General features: G+C 57.4%; 11 protein-coding genes and 2 pseudogenes. 3 read left to right on the forward strand and 10 right to left on the reverse strand.

What is annotated here, in order from left to right:
* Positions 1 to 701: 701 nt before the first annotated feature.
* Positions 702 to 3,755, forward strand: a complete 3,054-nt coding sequence (locus tag RCH14_RS23640) for a TrlF family AAA-like ATPase (RefSeq protein ID WP_343028554.1) — start codon at positions 702 to 704, stop codon at positions 3,753 to 3,755.
* 336 nt (positions 3,756 to 4,091) lie between these two features.
* Here RCH14_RS23640 and RCH14_RS23645 read toward each other — a convergent pair whose 3' ends face one another.
* From RCH14_RS23645 to RCH14_RS23655, 3 genes are all read right to left on the reverse strand, one after another.
* Positions 4,092 to 4,868, reverse strand: a complete 777-nt coding sequence (locus RCH14_RS23645) for an HNH endonuclease (RefSeq protein WP_343028555.1) — start codon at positions 4,866 to 4,868, stop codon at positions 4,092 to 4,094.
* Between the two features lie 173 nt (positions 4,869 to 5,041).
* Positions 5,042 to 6,058, reverse strand: coding sequence for a site-specific integrase (locus RCH14_RS23650; RefSeq protein WP_343028556.1), 1,017 nt, complete (start codon positions 6,056 to 6,058; stop codon positions 5,042 to 5,044).
* A 207-nt stretch (positions 6,059 to 6,265) separates the two neighbouring features.
* Positions 6,266 to 6,766: a hypothetical protein gene (locus tag RCH14_RS23655; protein ID WP_343028557.1), complete on the reverse strand. Its 501-nt coding sequence runs from the start codon at positions 6,764 to 6,766 to the stop codon at positions 6,266 to 6,268.
* A gap of 114 nt (positions 6,767 to 6,880) precedes the next feature.
* Between RCH14_RS23655 and RCH14_RS23660 the strand changes: the two genes are divergently transcribed.
* Entirely contained in the window at positions 6,881 to 7,159 is a 279-nt protein-coding gene (locus RCH14_RS23660) for a helix-turn-helix transcriptional regulator (protein WP_343028558.1), read from the forward strand.
* A 27-nt stretch (positions 7,160 to 7,186) separates the two neighbouring features.
* Here RCH14_RS23660 and RCH14_RS23665 read toward each other — a convergent pair whose 3' ends face one another.
* Positions 7,187 to 7,699: a hypothetical protein gene (locus RCH14_RS23665; protein WP_343028559.1), complete on the reverse strand. Its 513-nt coding sequence runs from the start codon at positions 7,697 to 7,699 to the stop codon at positions 7,187 to 7,189.
* A gap of 654 nt (positions 7,700 to 8,353) precedes the next feature.
* On the opposite strand from RCH14_RS23665, the gene RCH14_RS23670 reads away from it, so the two are divergent.
* Positions 8,354 to 9,010, forward strand: coding sequence for a hypothetical protein (locus RCH14_RS23670; RefSeq protein WP_343028560.1), 657 nt, complete (start codon positions 8,354 to 8,356; stop codon positions 9,008 to 9,010).
* Positions 9,011 to 9,202: 192 nt separating this feature from the next.
* On the opposite strand, the gene RCH14_RS23675 is transcribed toward RCH14_RS23670, so the two are convergent.
* From RCH14_RS23675 to RCH14_RS23690, 6 genes and pseudogenes are all read right to left on the reverse strand, one after another.
* On the reverse strand, positions 9,203 to 11,659 hold the full coding sequence (locus RCH14_RS23675; protein WP_343028561.1) for an ATP-binding protein: 2,457 nt from the start codon (positions 11,657 to 11,659) through the stop codon (positions 9,203 to 9,205).
* Positions 11,660 to 11,673: 14 nt separating this feature from the next.
* Positions 11,674 to 12,330, reverse strand: a complete 657-nt coding sequence (locus RCH14_RS23680; protein WP_343028562.1) for an MEDS domain-containing protein — start codon at positions 12,328 to 12,330, stop codon at positions 11,674 to 11,676.
* Positions 12,331 to 12,474: 144 nt separating this feature from the next.
* Entirely contained in the window at positions 12,475 to 14,742 is a 2,268-nt protein-coding gene (locus RCH14_RS23685; RefSeq protein WP_407070110.1) for a M16 family metallopeptidase, read from the reverse strand.
* Positions 14,676 to 14,939 (reverse strand): annotated as a pseudogene (locus tag RCH14_RS24075) (hypothetical protein); the annotation flags it as partial. The gene RCH14_RS23685 and the pseudogene RCH14_RS24075, both read right to left, overlap by 67 nt.
* Positions 14,857 to 15,429 (reverse strand): annotated as a pseudogene (locus RCH14_RS24080) (M16 family metallopeptidase); the annotation flags it as partial. The pseudogenes RCH14_RS24075 and RCH14_RS24080, both read right to left, overlap by 83 nt.
* 84 nt (positions 15,430 to 15,513) lie before the next feature.
* Positions 15,514 to 18,186, reverse strand: a complete 2,673-nt coding sequence (locus tag RCH14_RS23690; protein ID WP_343028564.1) for an EAL domain-containing protein — start codon at positions 18,184 to 18,186, stop codon at positions 15,514 to 15,516.
* Positions 18,187 to 18,508: the final 322 nt, after the last annotated feature.

Genomic DNA, 18,508 nt, shown 5'->3' on the forward strand with positions numbered 1-18,508 from the left:
CGGTAAAGCGGGAGGTCTTCATGCAGAGCTTTCTGTGTCTTAAGTAGAAAATTCTACTTCTGATCGCGCTCTTTTTGTGGGGGGATTACCGAACGTACAATGTCTTTCATAAAGTTGAATGGGTTGCTATTCAACTTGATATTCATTCCGAGTTTTTCGTTGCAGTAACGTTTAGCCGCTTCTAAGTCTTCAGCCGTTACGACAGTCCTAGTCAGTTTTTGTAAATTTGCGTCGTATAGAAGATCGAAAATTCGCTCGATCACAACGGTCTTTTGACTCCTTGCCATGCTCTTGCTCTCAAGTTGCGAAAATTCTAGTGTAGCAAGAAAACACATGTGGCAGAGGACGGAGATTTTTCGATTCGGTATTGACAAACGATCCCTGACTGGGTTCAGGTGCTTCGTCTTGTTCAGCAGAGCGCAGCTGCACATGGTCTATCAGCCCTGGCGTCCCCTCTGAAACTGGGCTTTTTCGGAGGAAATACACTGGCGAAACTCCAAAGCGTGACGCCATGTCAAAAAGTTAACTAGATAAAAAAATCGATCTTGATTCGCGAAATTTTAGTTGTGTCTACCCTAATTGGGTAGGGTCGCCGGATCGATGCAAATGTCGAACGTATCGGGCTATCAGTTTTGTGGATCGACCGACGGAATTAACGTATGCTGATGAGTCCTATACTCCTACTGAGCTCGGACACAAAAATGGTAGCTACCTCACGCGGCTCGCTATGGCGAGTTTGGGATTTTCACGCTCACACACCTGCATCGCATCAGTGGAATGGTGCAAAGCTCGAAGATGCACTTTCAGCTCATGACCGCGAGGTTATAGTTGCGGCCACAGTTGCTGCGATTAAAGTGGCCGAGCCGGATGTTGTAGTTATTATGGATTATTGGACATTCGATGGTTACTTCGCAATCAAAGAATATGCTAAAGCGAATCCAGGGGCGCTGGGCGATAAAGTAATCATGCCTGGTATCGAAATACGAATGGAAAGCTCGCATCCAGATCAGCGCTTGAATGTACACTTTGTGCTCGACCCTGAGCTAAAAGACCAATCTCTGAGAGATGTGTTGTCTTCTCTGAAAATATCTCTTAAGAGCAAGGAGAGAGGTCTTAGTAATGACTGCTTTGTTGAGTGGGCTCGCGAGCTCGGCACTGATAAGCTATCGAAACATTCTTTTGCTCCGGCGAAAGTTGCGTCAGACGATAAGTATGCGCTCTTGGTTGGCCGTAGTACCGCAGAGGTGACGGCTACTTCGGTACGAGCCGCGTTCGACTGTCTTCCTGAAGGAACTGGCTTGGTCTTGATGCCTTGGGATACTTACGGAGGCATGAAGGATATCGACTGGGCTAATCACTATGCGGAAACGCGTCGCTTAATGCAAGCGGAAATATTTGAGTGCAAGAATGTCGCTACGCGAGAATGCTTTCACGGATTAAAGACGTCTAGGAACGATAAGTTTTTTGATTCATTCTGGGAGTCAATCGGCAAGCGGCCAAGGCTTTGTGTGCGAGGAACCGATGCACACTCTTTGTCGAGTTATGGAAAATTCCCTTCTGAAATGAAGACTTGGCTCAAGGCAGAGCCAACATTCCTAGGTTTGAAGCAGGCTATAAAAGAGCCAGCCACTAGATCGTTTATTGGTGACATTCCTCCGAAGAAGGCACTTGTTGCAGCAAATGGATCGCTATTTTTGGACAGGATCCAGGTCAGTAAAAAAGCCGGTGCTCTTGTGCACGAAGACTGGTTCGATGGCGTGGATATTGAATTAAACAGTGATCTGGTGGCGGTAATCGGAAATAAAGGATCGGGAAAAAGTGGCTTTGCAGATATTCTTGCACTTGCGGGAAATTCGAAATCACATAAATACTTTACTTTTCTGCATCCGGATCGTTTCAAAGCTGGTGGTACAAAGCGGGCCGGTGCCTTTCAGGTGCGCTTGAGTTGGTGCAATGGGGCGAGCAATACATTGTCATTGGATGCCACAGATGTCATTGGGCAACCCGAGCGTGTGAAGTACATCTCGCAGCGGTATTTTGAAGAATTATGCAACGAGCATGTTTCCGGGCGATCAGATCGTTTTGCACAGGAGATTAAAGGCGTCTTGTTCTCGAAAATGGATCCTGCTGAAAAGCTGAGTTTTGAAAGTCTAGATGATTATTTGCGCGCTCAGGAAGGATCGGCAGCGGAGCGAGTAGTTCAGTTGCGCGTCAAGTTGAAGGATCTGAACGCATCGCTGGTTTCCTTAGACATTCAACAAACTGCAGAATACAGAAATAGCCTCGACGAAAAACTTGCAGTGAAACGACTCGCCTTTGATGACTTAAACTCTAGAATTCCAGCACCTGTCGAAAAGCCAGTAGACGCAACGAATTTAAATCCTGAAAGCGTCCGACTTGAAGGAATTAGCAACGATTTAATGTTGGAAGATCAAAAAATCGTTGCAAATGAGAGCGAGCGTAAGAAAGAGGTTGAGCGCAGGAACGCTTTATCGCTTGCCATTGGTCGAGTAACCTTTCTACAAAAAGAAGTGGACGAAACGGCGCAAAAGATTGGTGACGACTTGGCGGGCGTAGGAATCGTGTTGGATCAAATTGTCGTCTTGCAGACGAAGTCTAAGGAATTAGAGGTACTGCATGGACTGGCTGTAGCAAAGATCGAGAAATTGTCACTTGAGCATAGTGGAATCAGTGATAGGGTCGCGTCGCTGAAGATACAGCGTGACTCTGTTCAGGAATTATTGGATGGCCCTACGAAAGAGTACCATCTGTACATGACCGCGTTGGAAACCTGGCAGGCAGAAAAGGCAGCCATATTAGGGAGCGAAGAGAGTGCAGAAAGCCTCCTATATTACGAGACCCGTATCAAACAGTTGGAGGAGTTGCCTGCGCAACGTGAGGCGTTTGAGGCGCAACGAAGTGGGATTTGCGAAGAAATTTATCGCGAGTTAAGGGCTGTTGCCGATAGCCGAAAACCGTTATTTCACCCAGTCGAAAAGATTGTTGCGGATTTTCCTGCAGTGAAGGAAGATCTCCGAATAGATTTCCAAAGTAGCCTTTTCTTTGATCGCACTCGTTTTATCGAGAAATTTTTTGCTATGGTAAAGCAAAATACGGGAGGCTTTAAGGGCGATCCTGAAGGTGCGGTCAAACTCGACGGCATGATTAGAGCCGTCGATATCGAATCGGTGGAGGAGGTTGTTGCGCTTATAGATTCTGTCTGTGCTGAACTCACTTTAAACGGCAAAGTTTCGCTTCAGCAGGTATTGAGGGTAGGAGTAACGCCGCAAGAGTTCTACGATAATTTATTTGGACTTCACCAGTTAGAGCCAAAATTTTCTTTGAGCTTAGCAGGCACCACTATGCAGCAAATGTCGCCGGGTCAACGCGGTGCTTTATTGCTGATTTTCTATCTTCTCGTTGATAATGACCAAACACCGCTAGTTCTCGATCAGCCGGAAGATAACTTGGATAATCAGACTGTGTATTCAATGTTGGTGCCGGTTATTCAACGAGCTAAAGAACGTCGACAAATTATTTTGGTGACGCACAATGCGAATTTAGCTGTCTGTTGCGATGCCGAACAGATTATTCATGCTGGTTTTGATCGAGCTAATCGTTTCAAGCTCAGTTATACATCTGGCGCAATTGAAAGCAGTAGCGTGAATCGGGCCGTCGTAGATGTGCTAGAAGGTACGGTCCCAGCATTTATAAATCGTAAAGAAAAGTATATTGCATCTCACGCTGACGTTTAAGCATATGTAAGTTAGGCGCGCGAGTTTCTTCGCGCGCTATTGAATCTATGTCTCGAATGGGCTTCTGCATAGCTAGCTTGTTTTTTAGTAGCTAATCAAAACACACTATTATCAATACAAACAAGCGACATTTCGCTTAGCGATTCATCAGTTTTTTTAAGGACTCTGAGAGCGAATTATTGAAAATCTGGCCTCTGGACTTACGAAGTAGATTCTGTTGCCGACATGTTGTGGTCTTTTATTCCTAAAGAAATCGCTCGCTTCGATGGAGGGCGTTGGACGCGCATAAATCATCCTGACAATGAAATGATTATTGACTAGACGCTTAAAAAATTATTACTTTAAAAGGTTGTAGACTTTCTCATTGTGATATTTGATGTAACGTTCAGAAATAGTGTGTCCGGCCACAGATCTAATTGCAGATGCTTCTAATTTTCGCGCCCCGTAATCAAGTTCGACATGATGATTAGGGCATACACAAATAACATTTTCGAGAAGGTCTGGCCCATCGTGCGGCCGTCCCAACGGTTGTATATGATGCGCTTCGGAATATTTCCGCCCGTCAGATAGATTGATCGTTTCACCGCACAGCTGGCATCGATAGTCGTGAATCTCCTTCACGTGTCTAGCGAGTGCCGTATCACGGAGTATTCGGTACACTGTAACCTGTTGCCTATCTGCCGGAATCTCTAAATCAAACGCCAACGGTGTTGCCGTTAAGATCGGCACTTGGGGCCTATCTAAAACTATGTGAGGTTGCCAATCGAAAGATTTGCTCTTCCGAATTTCATCGATCCACCACGCGAAGTCATCTCTTGAACGACCAAACGCACCGAAGTAGCCTTTTCGGGGGCGACGGTCCGTTTGGTCGATCACAAGTCCTGTGATTGCCGGATAAGCGTTTTCCGCCGTCCAGTTTGCTAGCGTTTGCAATCCTTGAGATGCCAAACTATCTCCCCAACTCACAGCCATTCTAGGGAGTCTTAACCGATCATGCGCTTCTTTGTAACCGATAAAAGTACGCCAATCGTGCAGCACTACACTAGGTAAAATGGACACAAGGAGGGCGAGGATTCTGCTGGCCTGCGGATCGAGAGGCAGTGTCGTTGTCAATGTAGGTTCCGTCACTCTGGTCGGGGAAGGGGGCGCGATCGGATTTCGTGCTTCGCGTACGCAGCTTACTGAAATGGTCAGCGGCTGGCAACAGGTAAACCAGTCCGCGCGATATCGCTTTAGCGCTCGTTCATGGATCGCAACGATGCACATGATTCCCGACTCGAAATTACTTAAAACAAGCTGGGTATTTTCCGCTTGTTTGCTGGTCTGATGTATCTGGCGAGCGTGGCATCGGACCTGTGCCCAGTTTGCTCCCGTATTTGGTAGAGCGGGATACCTGCTACCGCCGCTTCCGTGCAGTAGCCAGCTCGCAAGCTGTGGCCTGCAACATTTGCTGCCGATACTGCACCTCGCATTTCAAGGAAATATGATTTCACTAACAGCGCCACGCTCTGCGGTGTAAGACTATTTGTCCCAATAATTCGATCTGCTCGACTTATACGAGGGAAAAGGGCACCCGCAGCGATCCCTGAGATTTCGAGCCAAAGAAGAAGCGCCTGAGCAGGACAGCGCTTGCCTCTGGCGTACGGAATAAACGCCGTACGACCGGCGCCTTCCTGATCGGTTTTAGACCTGCGAATAGCCAACTCAATTCCATTTTCATACTTTGTAATGTCCTCGAAGTTCAAAGCTACTAGTTCGGATCGTCGAAACGCGCCAGCGAAGCCAATCAACAGAAGAGCTTTATCTCGCGCGGCTCGGATCGGTTGTTGCCGTTCGATGTGCACAACCATTTCAAGCAAATCGTCCTTTAACAAGGCAGTTACTCGACGTTGCTTTATGCTCATAGTCCTACGAATGCCTTGCATCGTACGTTTAACAAGGTTTGCGCTGGTCGGTGAAGGCAATTCAGCGTCAATGTGGGCCCGATGAATTGCGACTAGGCGATGTTTCAAGGTTGCCACTGAATGAACGCTGGAAAATTCAGCTAGATATTCTGCTATGCGCTCTGGGCTGGCCGGAATAGAGCCGCCGTTGGCGAGAAAGTGTCGAATATCTGAGTCATATGAGCGTGTTGTGGAAACTGACTGTGCTGCTTTTGAATATATTTCGACAAGCGCTGAGGGGGGATATTGGTCGATTGAGTCAATGCCAGATGACCCGTTTAGATTCCCGTATTCGTCGACTCTGCTTGGTTTGCCTTTGGCAATTCTAGTGAATATTTCCAAATCGATTTTCTGTGCCATGGTTTTCTCTAAGTGAATAATTTTCGGGCGCGGATGAGTCGCTGGCTCACGCCAGCGGTTTGTGGATAAGTAGGTAAAATGTGCCGATCCATTGCAGGGTGTCGCCACGTATTAGTGGGCACACCCTAGCGACGGGGAAATACGAGAGGTAAGCGGTTTAGTACTTTTCTAGTACTTTTCGCTACGAATTGGTTGCTCGATAGTGGGTTAAGGAATTGGGGTAAATGACAAGCCTCGGATTTCCTGCGCAAGCTGCCAACCGTTTTCTGATTTCACTAAGACCGCGTATCCAGAAACGCTGTATTTTTCAGACATGGAAAATCCCGGGACACGAGGCTCAGGAATGGGGACAGTTCCTCCCTGTTGAATAAGAACAGCCCAATAGATATTGCACGCGGGAGTCCAAGCGATAGCGCTTGCTCGTTTCGCATCTTCCCACAATTTTACTGGGTTCTCTTTCAGGGTGAGAGTTGCAGTGAAGTCGATTTGATAATTGGGTTCTTGAGCAACACCGTCCGTTTTTTTGACATCGGCGATCTCCCACAGAGGGCACGCACCCAAGTCGTCCATGACGAACGGTACTATGTCTGATGAGCCCGGTTTTGAAGAGCACGCAGTGGACAGAAAACCCGTAACGGCGATGGCAGCAATTAACGAGGTAGATTTTCTGGCAAGGCGGCCAGATGTAGATCCAGAAGTTTTTGGCAAGATTGAGCTCCGGTTGTAGTTGTGCAGACGATACGATTGAACTTGATAGTCCAATCGACGCACGACGATAGCAGAAATAGAACTTATAAGTTCTGGTCGATGTGGTGTTGAGGCATGAATCTATGCCTTGTGCAGAATCGACAACAGACCCCAGGCCGCGCCCAACTCATCTTCGCAGACAACGTAAAACGGACCCGGAAGTTGCGCGGTTACACCCAACAGCAATTAGCCGACCGGGCCCAGCTAGAGTCGAGTTACGTTTCTTCTGTTGAGCGTGGTATCCGAGACATCACGATCTGCAACATGGAGCGCATTGCAATCGCGCTAGATGTGACAGTCCGTGATTTGGTTAGCGAAGTGCATTCGGGAGACGTGGCTAACGACCAGCCATGATCTGGCTTTAGCCAGTCAATATCTAAGCTATTTCTTCGACGTGCTCGACGCTTTGCCCATAGGGTGAACACCGATATACCAGGCAGGAGCCAGCTCTGTCATGTCCGTCCGGATGACCTGTTCTGGACGAGATGCCGTTGAGTCGATGGCGTATTCCACCGTTTTAGCGTCGTGACTGCATTTCGCGCGGTGGAATACGACGTGGCGACCGACTTCCCAATCTGCGTCGTAATCGACCATGGCGATACACAGGTTAGGCAACTGCGACGGCTTCTCGCACTCTTTCCATACTGTCGCAACCCATGAATACTGTGCTAGCAGCGCTGCGATGAAGTCGCCGTCGAAAATGTGAGAATAAGGCCCAGCTTTTGGCAATCCAAGGTCTTCTGCCTTTTGCCACACGTCTTCGAGGGTTGCAGAAGCGATCGTAGCGACTGCAGCGAGGACGCAAGCGTGGCGGTCTCCGGTAATAACTGGCTTAAATGCGGGTTGAAATCCAGACGCGGAAGAAGCCACGGTCGTTGGAATGGTCGAAGTCATAATGTATCCATTTGCTAGGTTGAGTTGGTCACGGCTCCGCCTCCTGTGAAGGAAAGTAATAAGAGGGGATTTGTTCGGATGGCACTGCATTAGTGCCTAACGCCATGAGATGTTTGCTTTGGCTTGCCAATGGCACGCAATGGTTGCGAACGCAAGTACAGCAATTACATTTTGTCACAAAAAGTAGACATTTTGTCAACAAAATAACTTTGTATAGGCTCGATGTTTGGAGCAGCTTTTACAAACGTTGTGTACGCGAACGTGCTCAACTGCTGTTCACCAACCAAGCATGCTCAGGGGACGGCTCAAATGGCCAGGGAGGCGGCTAAAAGTAGTTGCAGCGTCACGAGTGCCATTACGTGCCGCAGTCGTCGCCTAGCGGCGCGACGCCGACAATGACGATTCTGCAAAAAAGGCTACTGAATGGGCGATTGCTTAAAATATAGGCGACCGGGCGGTCCAACTATTGGTCTCGATTGTAAAAAGACCGCAGGTTGGAATTTGTAGTGGCAATTCGGCTAATCTGGCTCGTTTTTGCAGTTGAAATTCAGGCAACCCACCCGATATCCGTTTCTCGGTCACATTTGAGTGGCTCAGTCCGGCTAATGCGGCACAGCCGTGAGTGTGAATCTCTATAGCTAAACAGGAGGTGTTATGGGTGAGGCGAATCGTCGCGGTCCGCGTGAGAAGCGTATTGCAGAGGCACAGGCTCGAGACGCAGCTCTTGACGTTGAGTTGAAGTCAAAACCGGCTTACAGTCCTATGGACTGGATTTTAGCTGGTCAGCCGGTGAACGCATTGTTCAATAATCTGACTACACCGACATCTATTGATAGCAACGTTGAAACATTTGCAAAGATGCTCAGTGAAAAGGAGCCGATGTTTCTGAGCTGCGAGCCAGAACTCTGGAGCAAGCAGTCATGCTGCGACATGAATGTCGAGAAGTACATCGAAAAGCATGGTGGAAAGATGCTTTGCGGCTACCGAATTTGGTATAACACTCCGGACTACATCGAGGGCGAGCGCCATGCGGTCTGGACCGATGGAACGGACATTCGGGACGTATCTTTCTCGGACACTGGTGAACAAACGATCTTATTTGTCCCTGATAACCATACCTTTGTTGGTGCCCCGCGCAAGGTTCGCCATACGTTCATAAAGTCACTCCAGGGTGACTTGGCTAAATTTGATGAGGTTGAGCAAGGCATGTTCCAACAAATGTCCGCGGAAAAATCATGGGAGATCATGCCAACCTATGAGCAATGGAAATCCGGTGTTCGTAGCGCAAATATGTTCGCGCAGTTCAGCTGAGCCGATCTAAGAGTTCCCTGTGCCTGAAGTATTGTCGCTGCCGAAGGCACGGGGAAAATTAGACAAATGTTGGGATGGAGACTCGGCATTGTAGAATTGCACCGTGGCGGTATAAATTACGGTATCTGCTAGGCTATGCACGGGCGAGCCAGTGCTCATGCGGGTTGTGACGCTATTGAACGTAATCGCGCGTTACGTCGAGCGCATGCTGGCGGCAACCACCGCCAGATAATCGCGTACGCGCTTGGGCGCCACCGGCTTGGTGAAATGGGCATCAAAGCCGGCGGCGCTCGAGCGCGCCAGGTCGTCCTGCGCGCCCCAGCCGGATACGGCAACGATGGCGCAGTGTTCGAGCCCGGCGATCTGCCGCAAGCGACGTGCCACCTCGAGGCCCGACATATCCGGCAGCCCGATATCCAGAAACACCACGTCAGGCAGGTAGTGCGCGGCCACTTGCAGCGCTTGCTGGCCGTCATGGGCGAGGGTGACGTCGTGGCCCTCTATCTCGAGCAGCATCGACAGCGTCAGCGCCGCATCGACATTGTCGTCCGTGACGAGAATGCGCAATGCTGGCGCAGCCGGCGTGCCCTGTGCGGACAGTCTGTCGGCCGGCAGCGGTGCCGGCGCCTGCGTCGCACCGTCAAGCGCGAGCCTGACCGTGAACGTGCTGCCCTTGCCGACGCCATCGCTGTGCGCGCTGACCACGCCGTTGTGCAGCTTGACCAGCTGGCGTACCAGCGACAGGCCGATGCCCAGGCCGCCCTGCGCGTGCTGCCGGTTGCTGCCCACCTGGCTGAACATTTCGAACACCGATTCCAGCGATGTTGCGGGAATGCCCACGCCGTTGTCGCTCACGGCAATGACGGCATCGGTGCCATCCTGCGTCACGCGCAGGGAAATCGCGCCGCCCGGGGGCGTGTACTTGGCCGCATTGGTCAACAGGTTGCCGACCACCTGCGCGATGCGGGTGGCGTCGGCCTGCACCGGCAGCGCTCCAGCGTGCAGCTGCAGGTCGAGCCCGTGCCGCTTCTGTTCGATCAGCGGCAGGCTGGTCTCGACCGCGTCGGCCACGATCGTGTTGAGGTCGACCCGGGTTTTTCGGATGTCCACCTTGCCGTTGGTGACGCGCGCGATGTCGAGCAGGTCGTCGATCAGGTGCGCCAGTTGCCGGACCTGGCGCTCCATCATGCCACGGACGTTGGCGACGGCGTCGGCATCACCGTGCCCGACGCGCATCAGTTCCAGGCCCGTGAGAAGCGGCGCGAGCGGATTGCGCAGTTCGTGCGCCAGCACGGCCAGAAATTCGCTCAGATTGCGGTTGGCCCTGGCCACTTCGTCGAACAGGTCGCGCTGCCTGGACTCGGCCAGGCGCAGGGCTGCCTCGGTGCGTTTGAAGGCATCGATGTCGGTGACGATGACCACGTGGCCGCGCATCACATTGTCGCGGCCCATGAGCGGGACAGCGGCCACCTGCGTCCAGATCTCGACGCCATCGTCGCCCAGGTAGCGCGCTTCGATGCCGGGCACGACGCGCTCGCCGCGCGAGGCGCGCGCGCCGGCGAAATTACGGCGTTCGAGGGGCTGGCCGTCTGCATCAAACGCGGTCCAGCGCAGGTAGCGCTCTTCGTCCAGCGACGGCAACACGCCGGTGGGCAGGTAGCGGTGCATGGCCTGGTTTGACAGCAACAGCTTGCCGTCCTGGTCGGCCACGGACACCCCCACCGGCAGGGCGTCGAACATCGTCACGAGCGTGTCGCGCGTCTCGTGCAGCGCCTGTTCGGTGCGCTTGCGGTCGCTGATGTCGAGCACATTGCCGACAAAACCCAGGAAGTCGCCGTTCGCCGCAAAGCGCGGCTGTCCGGTCGCGATCACCCAGCGGTATCCGTCGTCGGCGTGCTGCAGGCGCTGCTCGATACTGAATGGCGCGCGGCGCGCATTGGCATCGATGACCGCGTGCAGCGCCGCAGCGCGCTCATCGGGATGCACTGCTGCTGTCCAGCCGAACGCCAGGCTGGTCCCCTTGTCCTGGCCGGTGAATTCGTGCCAGGCGCGCGACAGGAACGAGAGCTTGCCATCGGGCTCGGTCACCCACAGCATCGCCGGCGCGGCGTCGGCCAGGTCCTGGAAGCGCGACTCGCTGCGCGCCAGCGCCCGTTCGGCCAGGCGGCGCTGCAGGATGGCGGCGGCCTGGTTGGCGGCCACGCCAAGCAGCAGGCGCTCGTGTTCGGACGGAAACCCGGCGCGGCGCGCGCCGATGACCACGACGCCGGGATCGCTGCCGATGCCCAGGCGCGCCGTGCCCAATTGCAGCGGCGCGTCGTCGTCTTGCAGGATCCCGGGGCGCATGCCATGCCCATCGGCCGACTGCATGGCGGCGTCGAGCGCCGCACGTGCGGCGCGCAGCATGCTGCCGGTGTCGTCGCGCCGGATGCGAATGATTTCCAGTGGCTCGATCTCGCCCTTGCCCGGCAGGTGGATACAGACCAGGTCCAGGTCCAGGGTGCTGAGCAGGACGCCTGCCAGGCTGTCGATGACCCCTTCCGGCGGCAGCTCGCCCCAGACGGCTGGCAGGGTGGTCATGGCCACCAGGTCGCGCGTGGTTTTGCGCAGCCGGTCGATTTCGGCGCGGTACTCGTCGGGTGAATGCATGCCGGTGCGCCTGCCTACCGCACAGCGCTGGCCGGCGTGGTGCCTGCCAGGCGACGCGCATCGAGTTCCTTGAGCATCTCTGCCGGCGGCACGAAGAAAGGATTCTCTTGCAGGATGCCGCCGATGATCACCATCGGGTGGGTGCGCAGGATGTCGATCACGACATCGGCGCTGAAATGCGTCAGGTCGTAGGTGCACACGATCGGGTTATGGTGTTCGGGAAGTACCTGGTTCAGGCGCGCCTCGTATTCCACGATGTCGTGGGCGTCGGGGCGTGCGCCGGGCGACCAGGCCATGTCGGCGATATTGCGCGAGATTGTTCCAGGTGGTGCGTTGGCCGGTGCAATCAGCGCCAGCAGCGTGGCGATCATGCGCTGCTGGTCGAACTTGCCATCCTGCAGATAGGTTTCGTCCCAGCTGCGCACAGCAAGCTGTCCTTGCGCCTGGGCGGCGTCGGTATCGACGCCCGCTTGCGCCAGCCGGGCCAGGTGTGCGGCGCGCTGCGCCGGATTGACGATGTGGGCAGCCAGATCGCCGCGTTCGACGCCTTCCAGGATGAACGGCAGCAGCACGCGGTACTTTTCTTCGTCGGTGTGAAAAAACGCGCAGGCATGGCAAGCCTGGGTGAGGGGCTTGCCGGCCAGGTGGACCGGATTATCGGAAATGCGCATGGTCTTTCACCAGTAGAGCGCCGGTGGTCCCGGGCGCCGGCGTTGATCTGTACGTGCTCTGAGCTGCGCTGCGCCGCAGCGGGCCTGCACAGTATAGACGAAGCCCGACGCCCGCTGCCACGCGAACGCCGTGCCCGGGCAGCATCAGGTGCCGGGCGTTGCCGCTACGTCCTGCGTTCCCGTGGCCGGCGCCCTGGCGACGTTCGCGGCCTTGGTTGCCAGCTCCGGATTGAGCACCACCTGCACATAATTCTTCGTATCGAAGTAACGCCGCGCCGCCGCCTGCACATCCTGCGCCGTCAGCGCGGCCACCTGCTGCTCGACCTTCAGGATTGATGCCGGATCCGTGCCTTCGGTCAGGCTCGATTGCAGGTTGGCCACCCAGTAGCCATTCTCGCGCAGCGAGCGGCGGTGGTTCTGGATCCAGCCGGATTTCACTTTTTCCAGTTCGGCAGCATCCGGTCCGTTCTCTTGCAGGCGCTTGATTTCGGCAAACGTCGCGGCCACCACCTTGTCGACGTTTTCCGGCCCGGTGGGCAGGTTGATGCCGACCGAGTAGTTCCCGTACGGGATCTTGCTGAGCGCGCCGCTGGCGCCGCCGCCATAGATCATCGCCATCTTCTCGCGCAGCACGTCGATGATGCGCAGATTGGTCACTTCGATCAGCGCCGACAGGCGCAGCTGCTCGGCCTCGGAAAACACGGCCGGCCCGGTGAAGTTGATCGAGATACTGCTCTTTGGCTCGGTGCCGCTGCGCACTTCGCGCTTGACCACGCCGGTCACGGGGCGCAGGCCCACATCGCGATACGCGACGGGCAGCGCGGGCGTCGGCAAGGTACCCAGATAACTCGTCAACAATGGGCGGATCGCCTTCTCGTCGAAGCTGCCCACCAGGATGAAGGTCATGTCCTTCGCGCTCGAGAAGCGCTGGCGGAAGATGGCGATGCTGCGATCGAGGTCGATCTTGGCATACTCGTCGGCCTCGAGCGAGCGTGGCGCGCGCGGATGGTCGCCAAACAGCGCCGACACCACGGCATCGCCGAAACGCCGCCCGGGCTGACCGCTGGCGTTGCGCGCGACTTCGGCCTGTTTGTCGATATACGCGTGAAACAGATCTTCGTCGCGGCGCACACCCGAGAACTTCAGCCACAACAGCTGCAACATCGTTTCGATGTCGGTTGCGCCCGAGGCGCCCGCGATCACGTCGGTGTAGCTGCCCAGGCCCACGGTCACGCCGGCGGCCTTGCCGGCCAGGATCTTGCGCATGTCCAGCGGCGTGAAATCCTTCACGCCCATGCTGGCCACGATTGCGTTGGAAAAACGCGCATTGAGGATGTCCTGGTCGGGAAACAGGCTTTGCCCGCCGGGGCGCGCCGCGCTCAGGACCACCTGGTCATTCAGGAAGTCGGTGGGTTTCAGGATCACCTTCACGCCGTTCGACAGGGTGAGGCGCGTCAGGCCCAATGCCTTGTCGTGCTCTTCGTGCGTGATCGTGCCCGCGTGCGCCGGGCGTTCCATCAGGCGCGCCGCCAGCAGTTTTTCATCGTACGGTTCGACCGGCAGGCGCGCGGCGTCGGCCACTGCTGCCAGCAATTGCGGGCCGGTGGGCGTATCGGATTTGGGCACGCCCGTGTACAGCACCAGCTTGCCGGAGTCTTGCGGGATCGTGCTGCGTGCGTAGGCGTTCATCTCGGCCTGCGTGATGCCTGGCACCAGGTTCTGCACGTAGCGGTATTCGGTCTCGATGCCGGGAATGGCTTCGTCCTGCAGGAAGTTACGGATGTATTCGGCCGCATACGTGCCTGAATCGCTCTTGGCACGCTCGTTCCAGGCCTGCTCGTAGGTGCGCATCAGGTTTTTCTTGGCGCGCTCGAGTTCCTGCACGCCGAAGCCGTACTGGCGCGCGCGTTCGTTCTCCTGGACCAGCGCGGCGATGGCCGGCTGCGCGCCACGCGGGCCGATGGCGGCCGACGCGTTGTAGGCGCGGTAGCGCGGCGTCAGCTTGCCCAGCGAGCTGCTGGCGCCCAGCCACGGCGCATCGGGCAGTTGCGAGATCTCGGCCAGGCGCGCACTGAGCATCGACGCGAACAGGCCCTGCACCAGCTCTTCGCGATAGGCACGCACGGTGCCCAGGTCGCGCACCGGTTGCACCGGATAGCGCAGCAGTACCGCATTGCCGTCGGCTTCCGGGTCGGTCACGACCAGCGCCTCGGTGTCGGCGCGGGGCGGAATCGCAGCATACTCGCGCGGGCGTGGCGCGGCCGGATTCTTCAGGCGCGTGAAGTGCTGCTTGACGAGCTTCTCGGCCTGCGTCGGATCGATGTCGCCGACGACGACGACCGCCATCAGGTCGGGCCGGTACCAATCCTGGTAGAAGCGCTTGAGCGTCTCGGGCTTGAAATTGCGCAGCACGTCTTCGCGGCCGATCGGCAGGCGCTCGGCGTAGCGCGAGCCGTTGAACAGGCGCGGATAGATCTGCTTGCCCATGCGGTCGGCCGCGCCTTTGCCAAGGCGCGCTTCCTCGAGGATGATGCCGCGCTCCTTGTCGATGGCGTCCAGGTCGAAGCTGACGCCGTGGGCCCAGTCTTCCAGCACCTGAAAAGCCCGGGTGACGTTCTGCGGCTTGTCGGTCGGGATCGGCAGGATGTACACCGTCTCGTCGAACGACGTGTAGGCATTCAGGTCGGCGCCAAAGCCCACGCCGATCGATTGCAGGTACGACACCAGCTCGTGCTTGCGGAAATTGGTCGAGCCATTGAACGCCATGTGCTCGACGAAGTGCGCCAGGCCGCGCTGGTCGTCGTCTTCCAGGATCGAGCCGGCCTTGACGACCAGGCGCAATTCGAGCTTGCGTTCAGGGCGCGCATTGCGCTGGATGTAGTAGGTCAGGCCATTGGCGAGCTTGCCGACCTTGACTTGCGGGCCGACCGGGATCACGGCATCGAGCTGCAGCGCATCCATTTTCGATACGGCTGCTGCGGGCGCGCCGACCTGCGGCGCACTGTGCGCCAGCGAGGAAACGCACACCACCGCAGCCAGCCATGCGCCGCGTACAAATTTGTTGCTCATTGGGGCTTCCCGGTGACTTGATCGGTGCATTTTACAGGGCGCACGCCCGTGTACGGATGGGCTTAAGGCTGCGCTAACGAACGCCGTAGAAGCGTGTGCGGCGCCACGCTGCGCTCACAGTTGCACGCGGCCCAGCGCCAGCAACCCGGCCATCTCGGGCGCCGGGATGGGGCGCCCATACAGATACCCCTGCATCACGTCGCAGCCGAGCGAGCCGAGAAAATCGCTCTGACCGAGCGTCTCGACGCCTTCGGCCACCACGGCCAGCGACAGGCCCTTGGCCAGCGCGATGGTGGCCTGGGCGATCGCTGCGCTGCGCTGCTCGCAGGTGATGTTGCGCACGAAGGTCTGGTCGATCTTGAGTTTGTCGAGCGGGAAGCGCGACAGATAGCCCAGTGACGAGTAGCCGGTGCCGAAGTCGTCGAGCGAGAGCGACACGCCCAGCGCGCGCAGCTCGGCCATCTGGGCTTCGGCCGCGCTGCTGTCGCCCAGCATCACGCTCTCGGTCAGTTCGACCTCGAGCCAGCGGGGTGCAAGGCCGCTGTCGTGCAGCGCGCTGCGCACCACCGAGACGACGGCGCCGGCCTTGAACTGGTGGGCCGAGACGTTGACCGCCACGCGCACCGGTGCCAGGCCGGCATCCTGCCAGGCCTTGTTCTGAAAGCACGCCTGGCGAATGACCCATTCGCCAATCGGATGGATCAGGCCCGTGTCCTCGGCCAGCGGGATGAAGTCGGCTGGCGAGACATTGCCGATCTCGGTGCTGTGCCAGCGCAGCAGGGCTTCCATGCCGACCAGCGCGCCGTCCAGGCGCGAGACCTGCGGCTGATAGTGCAGCGCCAGCTCGTCGCGTTCGATCGCGCGCCGCAGGCGCGTTTCCAGCGCCAGCCAGCGCAGCGCCTCGGCGTTCATCTCGCCCTTGAAGAAGCGAAAGCCATTGCGCCCCGATTCCTTGACGTGCGTGAGCGCCGCATCGGCGGCCTTGAGCAGGTCGCCTGGCGCATCGCCATCGCGCGGGTAAATGCTGATGCCCACGCTGCCGGTGACCACGAGGTCGTGATCGCCCACGCCATGCGGCTCGGCGACGGCGGCGATGAGCTTCTGGGCGCAGTAGATCACGTCATCGGTGTCGTCGAAATCGGTCATGAGCAGCACGAATTCGTCGCCCGACAGGCGCGCCACGGTGTCGGTCGGGCCAGCCAGCACACTGACGCGGCGCGCGACTTCGCGCAGCACGGTGTCGCCGGCGGCGTGGCCGAGGCTATCGTTGATGCGCGAAAGCCGGTCGACGTTAAACAGCAGCAGCGCAACCTGGCTGGCATCCTGGCGCGCCGCGGCCAGTGCCTGGCTCACGCGGTCGTTGAACAGCGAGCGGTTCGGCAACTGCGTCAGCGCGTCGTGGTTCGACAGGAAAGCAAGCTGGTGGTGGGCCGCTGTCAGCGCCGACATGTCGGTCGATACCGAGACATAGGCCGTCAGGTTGCCGGCATCGTCGCGCACTGCGCTGATGCTCATGCTGGCCGGGTAGACTTCGCCGTTCTTGCGGCGGTTCCAGATTTCGCCGCGCCACTGGCCGTCTTTTTCGAGGCAGTTCCACATGCTGGCGAAGAACGCGGCGTCGTGCCGGCCCGAGCGCATGAAGCGCGGGTTGGTCCCCATGACATCGGCTTCGAGATAGCCGGTGATCGTCTCGAACGCCGGATTGGCGGCGACGATATTGGTGTCGGCGTCGGTCATCAGGATTGCTTCCTGCGTGCTGTCGAACACCTGGCGCGCCAGTTCGAGCCGGTGTTCGCTGTCGCGGAGGGCGGCGTCGGCATCGGCGCGGGCGATGGCCTCGAGTTGCAGCTGCGCTGCGTGGTGCTGCACCACTTCGTACAGGTTCAGGTTTTCGTAGGCCACCGATAGCTGCGCGGCCAGCGCCGTGGCCCAACGCTCTTGTTCGTCCGAGAAGGGCACGCCGCCGTCGGCGCGCGTGCAATACAGCCAGCCGAGTGGATGCTGCAGGTCGTGGACCTGCAGGCCGAGCAGGTGCGCGACGCGCGGATGGCCAGCCGGCAGCGTGACCAGCAACGTATCGTCCGCTTCAAGACGCAATGGCGCCCGGGCCCGCAGCAACACGCCCGGCAGGTCTTGTTCATCCAGCGCCGATGGCAGCAGCAGCGCCGCGTCGACGCCATACGTGCTCAGGTGGCGCACGCTGCTTTCGGAGCTGCCCAGCAGGCACAGGGCGACGCAATCGGCGTCGAGCACGCGGCGCACGGCGTCGACGAACGCTGCGGCCAGCGCCTCGACCCGGCGTTCGCCGACGAGCATCATGCACATGCGTTCGAGTTCGCCGAGGCGCGCGCCCAGGTCGAACGGCAACGCGCGGTCGTGTTCTTGCTCGGCGGCGGGGCAGGGCGCCGGCGGGCCGCCGGCCACGCCCAGTTCGGCGTCGACGGCCTCGAGGATCCGGTGCGGGTCGGCCGGCTTGCTCAGCACCGTGTTTACGCCGCAGCGGGCCGCCATCGCCAGCGTTTCGCGCTCCGAGTACACGGCCGAGAAAAAGATGACGCGGGTGTTCTCCAGCGCCGGCTCGGCGCGCAGCTGTTGAACAAACTCGTAGCCGTCCATCGTCGGCATCAGGATGTCGGTGATGATCAGGTCGGGCAGCTCGGCGCGCGTGATGGCCAGCGCGCCGACGCCGTTTTCGGCTTCGAGGATGCGGTGCCCGCTCAGGCCAAGCAGGGCGCTCAGGTAACTGCGGTTGCTGGGACGGTCGTCGACGATCAGGATGGTTGCCATCAGTGCAGCCTGCCGCTGGTGATGACGGTGGCGCCTGGGGAGCAAACGGGAAGGACAACCGGCATGGCAACTCCGTGGGAAAGACTGCCGCGGTGGAAGGGTCGATACGGCAATAATATGTTCATCATAATCCAGGTGGTCGTGGTCGTGCCGCGGGCGTGCCACGCGAATGGACTAGCTTAACAATTAACCGACACGCGGTCACGTGTGGGTTGCCTATTGGCAACGCATGGTTGACGCCGGGAGCGCGCCGTGCTGGCAATTTGGCCGTCTGGCCATCGGGAATGCGGTTGGGAGTCTGTAAATCCTTTAAAATAGCGGA

This window comes from Massilia sp. MP_M2, assembly GCF_039123635.1.
Lineage (GTDB): Bacteria > Pseudomonadota > Gammaproteobacteria > Burkholderiales > Burkholderiaceae_D > Telluria.

Bases quoted from the DNA above. Each gene is read 5' to 3' on its own strand.
- RCH14_RS23690 (WP_343028564.1), bottom strand. From the start codon at position 18,186: ATGGCAACCATCCTGATCGTCGACGACCGTCCCAGCAACCGCAGTTAC.
- RCH14_RS23675 (WP_343028561.1), bottom strand. From the start codon at position 11,659: ATGCATTCACCCGACGAGTACCGCGCCGAAATCGACCGGCTGCGCAAA.
- RCH14_RS23650 (WP_343028556.1), bottom strand. From the start codon at position 6,058: ATGGCACAGAAAATCGATTTGGAAATATTCACTAGAATTGCCAAAGGC.
- RCH14_RS23660 (WP_343028558.1), top strand. From the start codon at position 6,881: ATGAATCTATGCCTTGTGCAGAATCGACAACAGACCCCAGGCCGCGCC.
- RCH14_RS23670 (WP_343028560.1), top strand. From the start codon at position 8,354: ATGGGTGAGGCGAATCGTCGCGGTCCGCGTGAGAAGCGTATTGCAGAG.
- RCH14_RS23680 (WP_343028562.1), bottom strand. From the start codon at position 12,330: ATGCGCATTTCCGATAATCCGGTCCACCTGGCCGGCAAGCCCCTCACC.
- RCH14_RS23640 (WP_343028554.1), top strand. From the start codon at position 702: ATGGTAGCTACCTCACGCGGCTCGCTATGGCGAGTTTGGGATTTTCAC.
- RCH14_RS23665 (WP_343028559.1), bottom strand. From the start codon at position 7,699: ATGACTTCGACCATTCCAACGACCGTGGCTTCTTCCGCGTCTGGATTT.